Origin of the sequence: Achromobacter sp. HZ34, assembly GCF_002209485.1 — a bacterium.
Lineage (GTDB): Bacteria > Pseudomonadota > Gammaproteobacteria > Burkholderiales > Burkholderiaceae_B > Bordetella_C.
Genome location: NZ_NJIX01000002.1, coordinates 728,343 through 742,160, shown reverse-complemented (window position 1 = coordinate 742,160; position 13,818 = coordinate 728,343). Strand labels below are relative to the sequence as shown.

Below are 13,818 nucleotides of genomic sequence, written 5' to 3'. Positions count from 1 at the left end.
GCCAGACGGGAACCTTGATTCCGGAAAATTGACACCGCGGGCACGGGCAGGCATCTGCCTACCTTCGGTCAGTACTGTCCCCAGGACACCTACACATGCCGCAATTTTTTATCGATAGACCGATCTTCGCCTGGGTCGTCGCCTTGTTCATCCTGCTGGCGGGCATATTGGCCATCCCCAATATGCCGATCTCGCAGTATCCGAACGTGGCGCCGCCGGCGATCGAAATCACCGCCACCTATCCGGGTGCTTCGGCCAAGGAAGTGGCCGATTCGGTCACCAGCCTGATCGAGGATCAGCTCAACGGCGCCAAGGGCCTGCTGTATTACGAGTCGGTCAGCGACTCCAACGGCCAATCGACCATCACCGCCACTTTCGAACCGGGCCGCGATCCCGACCTGGCCCAGGTGGACGTGCAGAACCGCGTGGCCAACGTCACCGCGCAGCTGCCGGCAGCCGTGACGCAGCAGGGCCTGCAATTCCAGCAGACCAGTACGGGCTTCCTGATGATCGTCACGCTGTCGTCCACGGATGGCACGCTGGACCAGACCGCGCTGGCTGACTACGTGACGCGCAACATCAAGAACCCGGTCTCGCGGGTGCCGGGCGTGGGCCAGTTCCAGCTGTTCGCGGCGCCGCGCGCCATGCGCATCTGGGTCGACCCGCAGAAGCTGGTCGGCTTCAACCTGAGCATGGAGCAGGTCAACCAGGCCATCGCCCAGCAGAATGTGCTGATTTCCGGCGGCAACCTGGGCGGCCCGCCCAACCCCGACAGCCAGCGCACCACCGCCACGGTGGTGGCCAATGGCCAACTGGCCTCGGTGGAAGGCTTCGGCAACATCGTGCTGCGCGCCAACAGCGACGGTTCGGTGGTGCGGGTGCGCGACGTGGCGCGCGTGGAAATCGGCGCCGACAACTACTTCTTCGGCGCACGCCTGAACGGCAAGCCGACCGCCGCCTTCGCCATCATCCTGTCGCCCGACGCCAACGCGCTGCAGACGGCCAGCGGCGTGCGGGCGCAGATGCAGCAGCTGTCACGCTACTTCCCCGCCGACGTCAAATACGACATCCCCTACGACACCGCTCCCTACGTCAAGGTCTCCATCACCGACGTGGTCTACACCCTGGTGGAAGCCATGGTGCTGGTGTTCCTGGTCATGTTCCTGTTCCTGCAGAACGTGCGCTACACGCTAATCCCGGCCCTGGTGGTGCCGGTGGCGATGATGGGCGCCTTCGCGGTAATGCTGGCGCTGGGCTTTTCCATCAATGTGCTGACCATGTTCGCCATGGTGCTGGCCATCGGCATCCTGGTGGATGACGCCATCGTGGTGGTGGAGAACGTCGAACGGATCATGGCGACCGAAGGCCTGGGGCCCAAGGAGGCCACTTCGCGCGCCATGCCGCAGATCACCGGCGCCATCACCGGCATCACCCTGGTGCTGGTCAGCGTGTTCCTGCCGCTGGCCTTCATGGGCGGGTCGGTGGGCGTGATTTACCGCCAGTTCTCCGTGGCCATGGCCGTGTCCATCTTCTTCTCGGCGCTGCTGGCGCTGACTTTCACGCCCGCGCTGTGTTCGACCATCCTGAAACCGGTGCCGGCCGATCACCATAACGGGAAGCGTGGTTTCTTCGGCTGGTTCAACCGCAGTTTCGACGCCACCACCACCCGCTACCAGAACTGGGTTGCGCGCATCCTGCACAAGGGTGGCCGCATGATGCTGATCTACCTGGTGCTGGTACTGGCGCTGGGCTGGCTGTATCTGCGCCTGCCGTCCTCGTTCCTGCCGGAAGAGGACCAGGGTTACGTCATCAGCAATATCGAACTGCCCACGGGCGCCAGCGCCAACCGCGCGGTCGAAGTGCTGGAGCAGGTCGAGAAGCATTTCATGGCCGAGCCGCAGGTGCAGAACATCATCGCCGTACAGGGCTTCAGCTTCAACGGCAACGGCCTGAACGCCGCCCTGGCGTTCACCACGCTGAAGGACTTCGACCAGCGCAAGGGCCGGGCCAATTCGGCGCAGGCCGTGTCGTTCCGCGCGCTGAACACGCTGCTGATGGGCATCCACGACGCCATGGTCTTTACCGTGGTGCCGCCGGCCATTTCCACGCTGGGCAACGCCACCGGTTTCGACTTCCGCCTGCAGGACCGCGCCAGCGCCGGCACGGAAGCACTGGGCCAGGCCACCGCGCAGCTGATGGGGCTGGCGATGCAGAGCCCCATCCTGTCCCAGGTGCGGATTTCCGGCCTGGGGCCGGGCGCGCAGCTGAGCCTGGATATCGACCGCGACAAGGCCGCCGCCCTGGGGGTGGACTTCTCCGAAGCGGCCAGCCTGGTGTCGACCGCGGTCGGCAGTGCCTTCATCAACAAGTTCCCCAACTTCGGGCGCATGCAGAACGTCTGGGTGCAGGCCGACCAGAAGTACCGCATGCAGGTGGAGGATGTGCTGAAGCTGAACGCACGCAACAGCGATGGCGGCATGGTGCCGCTGTCGACCTTCGTCACGCCCCACTGGAAGCAGGGGCCGGTGCAGATCGTGCGTTACAACAGCTACGAATCCATCCGCATCAGCGGTGACGCCCAGCCGGGCCACACCACCGGCGACGCCATGGTCGAGATGGAACGCCTGATGGACCAGCTGCCGCAAGGCTTCGGCTACGAGTGGAACGGCCTGTCCTACCAGGAACGGCAGGCCGGCAACCAGGCTCCCATCCTGATGGGTTTGTCGCTGCTGGTGGTGTTCCTCGTGCTGGCCGCCCTGTATGAAAGCTGGGCCATCCCGCTATCGGTCATGCTGGTGGTGCCGCTGGGCATGCTGGGCGCGGTGGCCCTGGTGAGCGCCCTGGGCATGTCCAACGACGTGTACTTCCAGGTCGGCATGGTGACGGTGATCGGCCTGGCGGCGAAGAACGCCATCCTGATCGTCGAATTCGCCAAGGACGAATATGCCCGCGGCAAGGGCCTGATGGAAGCGGCGGTGGACGCCGCGCGGCTGCGCTTCCGGCCTATCCTGATGACGTCGCTGGCCTTCATCCTGGGCGTGATTCCGCTGTGCATCGCCACCGGCGCGGGCGCGGCCAGCCAGCGCGCGGTGGGCCTGGGCGTGATGGGCGGCATGCTGGCGGCCACGCCTTTCGCGGTGATCTTCGTACCGACGTTCTTCGTGGTGGTGCTGGGCTTTTTCAAGAGCAAACCCCGTCTGCTGGGTGCCGAGGCCCGTGCGTGGGAGGCCGAGCAGGCCGAGAAGCGCGCGCGCGGCGAAGTCGCCGCCGACGGTCCGCCGATACCGCCGATGGCGACGCCGGGTCCGTCCTCCACCGACGACAAGGAGCAACGATGAGCACGGCCCGCGTCTTTTCCGTGAGCCTGCTGGCTGGCCTGCTGTCGGCCTGCAGCCTTGCTCCTGACTACCATCGCCCGCCAGCGCCGGTGCAGGCCGATTGGCCGCAACAGCCCAAGGTGGTCTACAACGGCTACGACAAGGCCGCCACCGCCGGTGATCAGCCCGCCAGCGCGGTCACGCCCGTGGCGGGCACCGCCGCCCCCGACCTGGGCTGGCAGGAATTTTTCCGCGACGACCAGTTGCGCGCCTTGATCGGCCTGGCGCTGACCAATAACCGCGACCTGCGCGTGGCAGTGCAGCGCGTCGAGGAAGCGCGCGCCCAATGGGGTCAGCAGCGCGGCGAGCTGTGGCCGTCCATTGGGGCCGGCGTGCAGGGAACGCGCGAACGCCTGCCGCCCAAGATGCGCCTGGGGGGTACGGACGGTCCGTCCATCAACAGCAGCTATCAGGCCGGCATAGGGCTGACCACCTTCGAGATCGACGTTTTCGGTCGCCTGCGCAGCCTGTCCGAAGCGGCCTACCAGAACTTCCTGGCGACCGAGCAGGCCCAGCGCAGCGTGCAGATATCGCTGATCGGCGAGGTGGCGCAGGCATATCTGAATCTGCGCGCCGCCGACGCCCAGTTGGCCCTGACCCGCCAGACGCTGGACTCGCGCCAGCAGTCCTATGACCTGGTCAAGCGCCGCTTCGACGGCGGCATCTCGTCGGAGCTGGACCTGAACCAGTCCAAGTCCCTGCTGGATACCGCTTCCGCCAACCTGACGGAACTGGCGCGCACCCGCTCGCAGGCCATCAATGCCCTCGTGCTGCTGGTCGGCGCGCCACTGCCGACGGACCTGCCGGGACCGGCGCCTTTCGAGATGGACCGGATCATGGCGGACGTGCCGGCGGGCCTGCCGTCGGACCTGCTCGAACGGCGGCCCGACATCCTGTCCGCGGAAAACAGCCTGCAATCGGCCAACGCCAATATCGGCGCGGCGCGCGCGGCCTTTTTCCCGACGCTCAGCCTGACCGGGCTGTTTGGCGTGGCCAGCCCGTCGTTGTCCGACCTGTTCAAGGGCGGTAACGGCTATTGGAGCTTCTCGCCGTCCATCACCACCCCCATCTTCGCCGGCGGCAGTATCCGCGCCGGCCTGGACCTGGCCAAGGCACGCGATAATATTGCCGTGGCGCAGTACGAAAAATCCATCCAGCAGGCGTTCCAGGAAGTCTCGGACGCATTGGCGGGCGAAGCGACTTACGGGACGCAGTTGCAGGCGCAACTGGCGTTGCAACAGTCCTCCGCGCGCAGCCTGGAATTATCGAATTTGCGCTACACGGGCGGTGTCGACAGCTATCTGCAGGTGCAGAATGCCCAGATTACATATTTCAACGCCCAGCTGGGAGTGGTGCAGACCCGGCTGGCTTCCCTGGTAAACCGCGTGCAGCTCTACAAGGCTTTGGGCGGAGGCTGGGAAGAAACGACCAAGACGGCAGCGCAATGATTGAACTAGGTGTAAATATCGACCACGTGGCCACGCTCAGGCAGCAGCGCCACGCCGGTTATCCCGACCCCATCGCCGCGGCGCTGCGCGCCGAAGAAGCGGGGGCCGATCTCATCACCCTGCATCTGCGGGAAGACCGCCGCCATATCCAGGACGCCGACGTGCATGCACTGCGGCCCCAGTTGCGCACCCGCATGAACCTGGAATGCGCGGTGACGGCGGAAATGCTGGACATCGCCTGCCAGGTGCGGCCCAACGACGTGTGCCTGGTGCCGGAAAAGCGCGCCGAACTGACCACCGAAGGCGGCCTGGACGTGATCGGCGGGCAGGCCGCGGTCAGCGCCGCGGTGACGCAACTGCGCGAGGCGGGCATCCGGGTGTCGCTGTTCATCGATCCCGAGGCGGCCCAGATCGAGGCCGCCGCCCGCGCCGGCGCCACGGTCATCGAACTGCATACCGGCGCGTATGCCGAGACGACGGGCGCCCAGGCCGTCGCCGAACTGGCGCGTATCAAGGCCGCCATCGCCGAAGGCTTGCGCCACGGGCTACGCGTGAATGCCGGCCATGGCCTGCATTACGGCAACGTCCAGCCGGTGGCGGCGCTGGACGGCCTGGCCGAGCTGAACATCGGCCACGCCATCGTCGCCCAGGCAGTGTTCGACGGCTGGGACAAGGCCGTGCGCGACATGAAGGCGCTGATGGTGCTGGCCCGCGTGGAAGCGGCGCGCGGCAAGGGGTTTACGCCCGCCTGACGTATGATGGACGGCTGCGGCGCGACGCCCTGCGACGTGCCGCGCAGCTGAGGAATCCATCATGAGTACGCCGTCATCAACGACGCCTGACGTTTCGGCCGCCCAGGCCATATCCGGGGGGACGCCTGGGCTTGCCCCCGGGGCTGTATCCGGGGCCATCCCTGGCGCGATCCTGGATGCCCCGGCGGCAACCATAGCCGGCATCGGCATGGACCTGATCCGTGTCGACCGCATCGCCCGCGCGCTGGAACGCCACGGCGACCGTTTCGCGGAAAAAATCCTTGGTGAGCAGGAATTGATCAAGTTCCACGCGCGGCGTCGCCGTGATGCGCGGCGCGGTGTGCTGTTCCTGGCCACCCGCTTCGCCGTCAAGGAGGCCTTTTCCAAGGCCATCGGGTTGGGCATGCGCATGCCCATGGCCTGGCGCCGTGTGCAGACGCTTAACGCGCCCAGCGGCCGGCCCATCCTGGTACTGGCGCCGGAACTGCAGGCCTGGTATGCCACCCGCTTCGGCGCCGCGCATGTCTCGCTGACCGATGAGTCCGACATGGCCGCGGCGTATGTCATAGTCGAAACGCGGCGCTGAAAGGGCTGGCGCCGTTGCAGGTGCCCTGCGCCGCCGATTGAAGTCCTGCCTCTCTGGAGCTTTATCCTGCCGGCGTTCCAGCTGGTGGCGTTTTAACCACCGGAGTTCTTCCCACCGGAGTTCTACCCAATATGTCACACAAGAAAAAGAAATCGCTGCCCCCCGGTCCCGTCATGGTCGATGTGCAGGGCACTTCGCTGACCAAGCAGGAGAAGAAACGCCTGCGCCATCCGCTGGTGGGCGGCGTCATCCTGTTTGCCCGCAATTTCCAGGACCGCCGCGCGCTGTGCGACCTGACTCGCGAGATCCACGATGCGCGCGACGAGCCGCTGCTGATCGCGGTGGACCATGAAGGCGGCCGTGTGCAGCGCTTCCGCAGCGATGGCTTCACGGTACTGCCGCCCATGGGCCGCCTGGGCGAGATCTGGAATCGCGATCCGCTGGTGGCCATGCGGGTGGCGTCCGATGCCGGCTATGTGCTGGCCGCCGAACTGCGTGCCTGCGGCGTGGACCTGAGCTTCACGCCGGTGCTGGACCTGGACTACGGGGTCAGCAAGGTGATCGGCGATCGGGCCTTCCATCGCGATCCGCGCGTGGTCACCATGCTGTCGCGCGCCGTCATCCAGGGGCTGGGGCTGGCCGGCATGTCTGCCTGCGGCAAGCATTTCCCCGGCCACGGTTTCGTCAGCGCCGATTCGCATCACGACATTCCGGTCGATCCGCGCAGCCTCGAACGCATCCTGCATGAAGACGCCGCGCCCTATGGCTGGCTGGGCGACAACGTGCTCGGATCGGTGATGCCGGCCCATGTGATCTATCCCAAGGTGGACAAGCATCCCGCCGGCTTCTCGCGCCGCTGGGTCGGCGAGATCCTGCGCGACCGCCTGCATTACGACGGCGTGGTATTTTCCGACGACCTGACCATGGAAGGCGCGTCGGTGGCGGGCGACATCCTGGCGCGTGCCGAAGCCGCGCTGCATGCCGGTTGCGACATGGTCCTGGTGTGCAACCGGCCGGACATGGCCGATGACCTGCTGGACCGCCTGAAGTGGCAGCTGGACGAGCTGTCCGTTGAACGCATCCGCCGCCTGATGCCCCGATTCCGCGCCCCCCGCTGGGACGCCCTGCAAGCCGAACGCCGTTATCAGCATGCCCGAAGCAGCCTTCAATCTGAAATCGTTTCTGGCTGATCTGCCGCATCTGCCGGGGGTTTACCGGCATATCGATGCGGAAGGCCAGGTCATGTATGTCGGCAAGGCGCGCGACCTGAAGAAGCGCGTCTCGTCGTATTTCCAGAAAACGCTGAGTAGCCCGCGCATTGCGCAGATGGTGTCCAAGGTGGCGCTGGTCGAGGTGACGGTAACCCGTTCCGAGGCCGAAGCGCTGCTGCTGGAAAGCAATCTGATCAAGAGCCTGCGGCCGCGCTACAACATCCTGTTCCGCGACGACAAGTCCTATCCGTATCTGTGGATCACGGGACATGAGTGGCCGCGCATCGCCTATTACCGCGGCGCGACCAACAAGCGCGGGCAGTTCTTCGGGCCTTTCCCGAACGCCTGGGCGGTGCGCGAGACCATCCAGATCCTGCAGAAGGTATTCCGCCTGCGCACCTGTGAGGACACGGTCTTCGCCAACCGGTCGCGGCCCTGTCTGCTGCACCAGATCGGACGCTGTTCCGCCCCCTGTGTGGATGCGGTGCCGGCCGAGGAATATGCGCGGGACGTGGATCGGGCGGGGCGTTTCCTCAATGGTCAGGCCAAGGAAGTGATGGGCGAGATCGAGGTACGCATGCTGCGCGCGTCCGAAGCGCTGGAGTTCGAGCGTGCCGCTGCCCTGCGCGACCAGATGGGTTCGCTGGCGCGGGTCCTGCATCAGCAGACCATGGAGGACGTGGGCGGCGAGGACAGCGATGTCATCGCGGTGGCGGTGGCGGGCGGGCGTGTCTGCGTCAACCTGGCCATGGTGCGCGGCGGGCGGCACCTGGGGGACAAGCCTTTTTTCCCTACCCATGCGGAAGGCGAGGCGGCCGCGGATGTGCTGGAGGCCTTTGTCGGTCAGCATTACACGGACAACAAGCTGCCGCCGGTGCTGGTGTGCTCGCATGCCTTGCCGGATGCGGAACTGGTCGACCTGCTGGCGGAACAGGCGGGTATTCGCGTGCGGGTGCTGACGCGGCCGCAAGGGGTGCGGCGGTCCTGGCTGGAGCAGGCGCAGCGCAATGCCGAGATGGCGCTGGCGCGCGCGCTGACGGAGTCGGGGGCGCGCGCGGCGCGCACGCTGGCCCTGGCCGAGGCCCTGGACCTGGACAACGACGAGGCGGCGCTGGATGCCTTGCGCATCGAGTGCTTCGACATCAGCCACACGGCGGGCGAGGCGACGCAGGCTTCCTGCGTGGTATTCGAGCATCACGAGATGCAGCCTTCGCTCTATCGGCGCTACAACATCGCCGGGATCACGCCGGGGGATGACTATGCCGCCATGCGGCAGGTGCTGACGCGGCGCTTCGCCAAGGTTGCCGATGGGGATGCCGAGCTTCCCGGTGTCGTGCTGATCGACGGCGGCAAGGGGCAGGTGGAAGTCGCGCGCCAGGTGTTCGTCGAGCTGGGGCTGGATATCTCCGTGCTGGTCGGGGTGGCCAAGGGGGAAGGGCGCAAGGTCGGCCTGGAAACCCTGGTCTTTCCCGACGAACGGCCGCCGGTGGCGCTGGGCGGCGAATCGGCCGCGCTGATGCTGATCGCCCAGGTGCGGGACGAGGCGCACCGCTTCGCCATCACCGGGATGCGGGCGCGGCGGGCCAAGGCGCGCAATGTCTCGCGGCTGGAGGAAATCGAGGGCGTCGGCGCGCGGCGGCGGCAGCGGCTACTGGCGCGCTTCGGCGGCTTCTCCGGCGTATCACGGGCCAGCATCGAGGATCTGGCTTCGGTGGACGGGATTTCGCAGGATCTGGCGGAACGGATTTATGAAGCGCTGCACTGAGGGGCGAAGAGGCATACGATCGTCCTTGCGACGATCATATGTATCTAAGTGATGACAATTAACCCGCAAATCGCCATATGACAAATCTTGTTGCGCTGGCTGATGTAGCATACGCGTCATCATGCCCCTAAACGTACCGATCATTCTGACCTGGCTGCGCATCGCCATGATTCCTCTGGTGGTGGGCCTGTTTTACCTTCCCGGCAGTTGGCTTAGCGAAGGCCATCGCGATATGCTGGCCGCGGTGTCCTTTATCATCGCCGCGTTGACCGACTGGTTCGACGGCTGGCTGGCGCGCCGCTGGAACCAGACGTCGGCGTTCGGCGCCTTCCTGGATCCCGTGGCGGACAAGCTGATGGTTTGCGCCGCGCTGATCGTGCTGCTGGACCTGAGCCGGGTCGATGCTTTCATTTCCCTGATCATCATCGGCCGGGAAATCACGATTTCGGCGTTGCGCGAGTGGATGGCGAAGATCGGCGCCAGCGCCAGCGTGGCGGTGCACCGCCTGGGCAAGTTCAAGACCGCCGCCCAGATGGTGGCCATTCCCTGCCTGTTGTACAACCAGCCCATTCATGGCATCAGCATGCGTGTCCTGGGCGACATCCTGATCCTCATCGCCGCGATCCTGACGGTGTGGTCGATGCTGTACTACCTGCAACGCGCCTGGCCCGCGATCCGGGAAAAGGCGCTGTAAGGCGCCCGGCGCCAGCCGGATATCGGCTAGGATGAAGCCAGACCCAGTTCGGCCAGGCGCCTTGCCGCGGTGACGCGCACGGCATCCGTGAAGTCCCGGGCGGACTTCGGGCGCGAACGCCCCGCAGGAAATATGAAGCCATATTCGAGAGGCAATTCGGGCACGAATTGGCGTATGCACAGGTTGCGCGTATCCACCGACAGCGCGACGAAGGGGTCGGCAAACGCAATTCCCAGGCCATGCGCCGCGAGCTCACAGGCTGTCAGTCCGTTAGTGGTTTCGAACTGCACTACTGGCGTCTTGCGCCGCTCCCGATAGAGGGATTCGACGCTCTGCCGCAGGAGCGAACGGGGATGGGTAAGAATCAATGGTTGATCGAGCAGCGCATCCAGGTCTATGACTTCGCGGGAGGCCAGCGGATGCGCATGATGCATGATGACGACGGCCTGGTTGCGCAGGAAGAGTTCCACCTCTATGAAGGGGCTTTCCGCCGGCAACACGCTGATGCCGACGTCGAATTTTTCTTTGACGATCCAGGTTTCGATATCGCGCCGCGTACGCGCCCTGACCTCGGCGGTCAGCTTGGGATTGCGAGCCTGAACCTCGGCCAAGGCGCCGGCGACCAACGCGCCGACGACGTGGGGCGCCACCAGGATGCGCAAATGGTCAGACACGCCCGTACGGATATGCGCTGCAGACCGGCTTAAGGATTGCAGGTCACGCATGACCCGCTCCACATCGTCATAGAACCGCCAGCCCTCAGGGGTGGGTTGCAGCCGCCTGCCGACGCGGTCGAACAAGCGGAATCCGACCGTTTCCTCCAATGAAGTCAGCAACCTGCCTATCTGAGGCTGGGTCCGGTGCAAGCGCTCCGCCGCGGCGGTGACCGAGCCGCTTTCGATGAAGGCGCGGAAGGCCTCCAGTTCTTTCACATTCATCATTGCAGGCTCCCTTGATCTATGCGTTTTTCGCATTTCGAGGATGGATTTTCGCATTTGACGCATGTATTCGCCATCGATTTAATGGCTGAAGAACGCATAGCAAAGGGGAAAATCAGATGGCCGGCAAAAGCAAGTCGCTGCGTGCGACGGTCTTCATCGCGTATTTCATCATGCTGATTCCTGTCGGCATGGTGGTGATCACCAGTTTCTTCTCCCAGGAAATTGTCTCGTTCCCACCTCAGGGCTGGTCATTGAAGTGGTACGCCAACGCCCTGGTCCAACGGGAGTTCTCGCAGGGTTTCCTGGCCAGCATCGAAGTAGCCCTGATCGCCAGCCTCATTGGCGTCCCGCTGGGCACGCTGGCGGCGCTGGCAATAACGCGCCGCAGTTTTGCGGGGAAAGAGGCTTTGAAAACGTTGCTGCTGGGGCCGCTTGCCGTTCCCGGCGTGGTCGCCGGCACCGCGCTGTTCCTCTTCTATCTGAATCTCCAGGACCGTCTTGACGTCGACATCGCCGGGACGTTGCCAGGTCTGATCGCCGCCCATGTGCTCCTGACCATCCCGTGGACGGTGCGCGTCACGTTGGCCAGCCTGCAGGGGCTGGACCTGGCCGCGGAGGAAGCCGCCGCCAACCTGGGCGCACATCCCTTTACGGTGTTCTATCGAATTACCTTGCCCGCGCTGCGCCCAGGCCTGGTGGCGGCCGCCATGTTCTCTTTCATCCAGAGCTTCGAGAACCTCGAACTTACCTTGCTACTGGTTGGCCCCGGCATGACGACGCTACCCATTGTCATGCTGAATTACCTCGAATTCCGGATGGATCCGACGCTTTCGGCCATCGCCACCATTCAAATCGTGATCGTCGCCGCGCTGATGTTGCTCACGGATCGGTTTGTCAAATTGTCCCGCATCGTCTGAAGGCTGCGTACGTGAACACACTCAAACTGAAGAACCTTCGCAAGACCTACGGTAGCCATGTCGCCGTCGAAGGAATCGAACTGGATATGGCCGAGGGCGAGCTCGTCGCTCTGCTCGGGCCGTCGGGTTGCGGCAAGACAACGACACTGCGCATGGTGGCCGGTTTCATCGAGCCGACCAGCGGTGAAATCCATATCGCTGGCAAAGACATCACCGCGCAGGCACCGTACGCGCGCGGCACGGGCATGGTGTTTCAGTCGTATGCGCTGTTTCCTCACATGACAGTGGCGCAGAACGTGGGTTTCGGTCTGGAGATGCGCAAGGTAGGCCGCTCGGAGCGGGAGGACCGCGTGCGGGAAACGCTGCGGCTGGTGCGCCTGGAACATTTGCAGGATCGGCTGCCCCGGCAGTTGTCCGGTGGTCAGCAGCAGCGTGTCGCTTTGGCGCGGGCGCTGGCGGTCAATCCATCCGTTTTCTTGCTGGACGAGCCCATGTCCAATCTGGATGCCAAGCTGCGGGCCGACGTGCGTGAGGAAATACGGACGCTGCAACAGCGCCTCGGATTCACGACGCTCCTGGTCACTCATGACCAGGAAGAGGCATTGAGCATGGCCGACCGCCTGGTCGTCATGGAAGCCGGGCGGGTGCATCAGATCGGTACGGCGGAGGACCTCTACGAGCGGCCAGCCAATGCATTCGTCGCCGATTTCCTCGGACGTTGCAACATCGTGAAGGGCATGGTGGAGGCTGACGGTGTGCGTACGCCGTCCGGTGCTCTGTTGTCGGCGAACACCGGGCAGGAGCCGGGCGGCCACGAGCGCTTGTTCGTACTGCGGCCCCAGCATATCCAGTTGCGGCCGGCGTCTGCCGGCACGGCGCCAGCGCGAGTGGCATCCATTCAGTATCTGGGCTCGCAAACCGAGTATCGCCTCGATTTCCAAGGCACTTCGTTGTTGGCCATCCATCCGACACCGGGCATCGACGACTCCAGGCGCGGCATCAGGGTGGGGGATGTGGTGGCCGCCTCCTGGGATAGCGCGGCCGTGCGCCTGATGGCCGTCGCTTGAGTTCGTCAACGCAGAACATTTCGCAAGGGGAGAATCAAAATGAACAGACGTGAATTCCTTACGGCAACGGCGGCCCTGTCGCTGCTGGGGCCCAAGGCGGCCATGGCCGCTTCTCAGGTCGTTGTGGGGACTTGGGGCGGCGAACTTGGGCAGGCCATGCGCGATTCGATCGACGGTCCGTTGATGGGGCCGCAGGGGATCGAGGTTTTGCAGGCCGTCTCCGCCGCCTCCGCGAGGCGCACGAAGGTCCTGGCGGAACGCAACAGCCGGCGCGGGAGCATGGATGTGGCGCATCTGGCGGATTACGATCTGTTCGCCGTGGCGGAGCAGAATGCCCTGGAATCCATCAATACGGAGAATGTGTCCAATGCCGGCCACGTGCTGCCTTTCCTGCGGCGCCCGTACGGCATTCCCCAGATCTATTCGGCCTACGCCATCATCTACAACAAGGACAGGATCAAGGTACCGCCGCAAAGTTTCGCCGATCTGTGGGATCCGAAGTGGAAAGGGAAATTCGGCATCTCGGACAACTTCTTCCTGACGATGGCGGTCATCTCGGCCATGGTCGGCGGCGGCAGCATGAAGGATTTTGCTCCGGCGACCAGCAAGCTACGGGAGCTCAAGAAGCAGGATATCAAGCTGTGGCCGGCGACGGATGCCGTGGGACAAGCCTTGAAATCCGAGGACATCCTGATCACCGTGAATTCCATTGCTCGTGCCTACAGCTGGCGCCAGGCCGGATTGCCGGTGGGCATCGTATTCCCCTCCGAGGGCAGCTACGTCACCAGCTACGACGCCGGAGTGCCGCGCAATGCTCGCAACAAGGCGGCAGGCTTCTCATACCTGAACGCGATGCTGGATCCGGCAGCCCAGGTCGAGGTAGCCAGCAAGACCGGCTATCTGCCTACCGTGGACAATGCAAGGCTGCCCGAGTCATTGAGCCGTGAGATCAGCCTGACGCCGGAGCAGATCGCCAAGCTGTGGCCGTTGGACTTCGCCTATATGGCTAGCCAGCATGCCGCGATGTTCGATTTCTGGACACGCGAGATCCGGGGGTGAC

11 protein-coding genes are annotated in these 13,818 nt (G+C 64.6%); 10 read left to right on the top strand and 1 reads right to left on the bottom strand.

Annotation, left to right across the window (positions count from 1 at the left end; all coding sequences use genetic code 11):
* The first annotated feature begins 95 nt into the window (after nt 1-95).
* The 7 genes from CEY05_RS10005 to pgsA all read left to right on the top strand — a co-directional run bounded on the left by CEY05_RS10005 (nt 96) and on the right by pgsA (nt 9,833).
* Nucleotides 96-3,338: an efflux RND transporter permease subunit gene (locus CEY05_RS10005; protein WP_088598314.1), complete on the top strand. Its 3,243-nt coding sequence runs from the start codon at nt 96-98 to the stop codon at nt 3,336-3,338.
* Nucleotides 3,335-4,825 carry an efflux transporter outer membrane subunit gene (locus CEY05_RS10000; protein ID WP_088598313.1) on the top strand — a complete coding sequence of 497 codons (1,491 nt, stop codon included), beginning with the start codon at nt 3,335-3,337 and terminating at the stop codon, nt 4,823-4,825. The genes CEY05_RS10005 and CEY05_RS10000 overlap by 4 nt, the downstream gene beginning before the upstream one ends.
* Nucleotides 4,822-5,577 carry a pyridoxine 5'-phosphate synthase gene (locus tag CEY05_RS09995; RefSeq protein WP_088598312.1) on the top strand — a complete coding sequence of 252 codons (756 nt, stop codon included), beginning with the start codon at nt 4,822-4,824 and terminating at the stop codon, nt 5,575-5,577. The genes CEY05_RS10000 and CEY05_RS09995 overlap by 4 nt, the downstream gene beginning before the upstream one ends.
* Nucleotides 5,578-5,638: 61 nt before the next feature.
* Nucleotides 5,639-6,163, top strand: coding sequence for a holo-ACP synthase (gene acpS, locus CEY05_RS09990; RefSeq protein ID WP_088598311.1), 525 nt, complete (start codon nt 5,639-5,641; stop codon nt 6,161-6,163).
* 131 nt (nt 6,164-6,294) lie between these two features.
* Complete coding sequence (nagZ, locus tag CEY05_RS09985) at nt 6,295-7,353, top strand: beta-N-acetylhexosaminidase (protein WP_088598310.1); 1,059 nt, start codon at nt 6,295-6,297, stop codon at nt 7,351-7,353.
* Complete coding sequence (gene uvrC / locus CEY05_RS09980; protein ID WP_088598309.1) at nt 7,313-9,139, top strand: excinuclease ABC subunit UvrC; 1,827 nt, start codon at nt 7,313-7,315, stop codon at nt 9,137-9,139. Before nagZ ends, uvrC begins: the two co-directional genes overlap by 41 nt.
* A 121-nt stretch (nt 9,140-9,260) precedes the next feature.
* Nucleotides 9,261-9,833: a CDP-diacylglycerol--glycerol-3-phosphate 3-phosphatidyltransferase gene (gene pgsA, locus CEY05_RS09975; protein WP_088598308.1), complete on the top strand. Its 573-nt coding sequence runs from the start codon at nt 9,261-9,263 to the stop codon at nt 9,831-9,833.
* A gap of 26 nt (nt 9,834-9,859) precedes the next feature.
* Here the strand turns inward: pgsA and CEY05_RS09970 are convergent, their stop codons facing one another.
* On the bottom strand, nt 9,860-10,828 hold the full coding sequence (locus CEY05_RS09970) for a LysR family transcriptional regulator (protein ID WP_198952733.1): 969 nt from the start codon (nt 10,826-10,828) through the stop codon (nt 9,860-9,862).
* 62 nt (nt 10,829-10,890) lie between these two features.
* Here CEY05_RS09970 and CEY05_RS09965 point away from each other — a divergent pair, with 62 nt between their 5' ends.
* From CEY05_RS09965 to CEY05_RS09955, 3 genes are read left to right on the top strand one after another with little or no spacing between them, the layout of a single operon-like run.
* Nucleotides 10,891-11,691 (top strand): ABC transporter permease, encoded by an 801-nt coding sequence (locus CEY05_RS09965; RefSeq protein WP_088598306.1) that lies wholly within the window; start codon nt 10,891-10,893, stop codon nt 11,689-11,691.
* A gap of 11 nt (nt 11,692-11,702) precedes the next feature.
* A complete protein-coding gene (locus CEY05_RS09960) occupies nt 11,703-12,758 on the top strand; it encodes an ABC transporter ATP-binding protein (protein WP_088598305.1) in 1,056 nt (351 codons plus the stop codon).
* Nucleotides 12,759-12,797: 39 nt separating this feature from the next.
* Nucleotides 12,798-13,817, top strand: a complete 1,020-nt coding sequence (locus tag CEY05_RS09955) for a PotD/PotF family extracellular solute-binding protein (protein ID WP_088598304.1) — start codon at nt 12,798-12,800, stop codon at nt 13,815-13,817.
* Nucleotide 13,818: the final 1 nt, after the last annotated feature.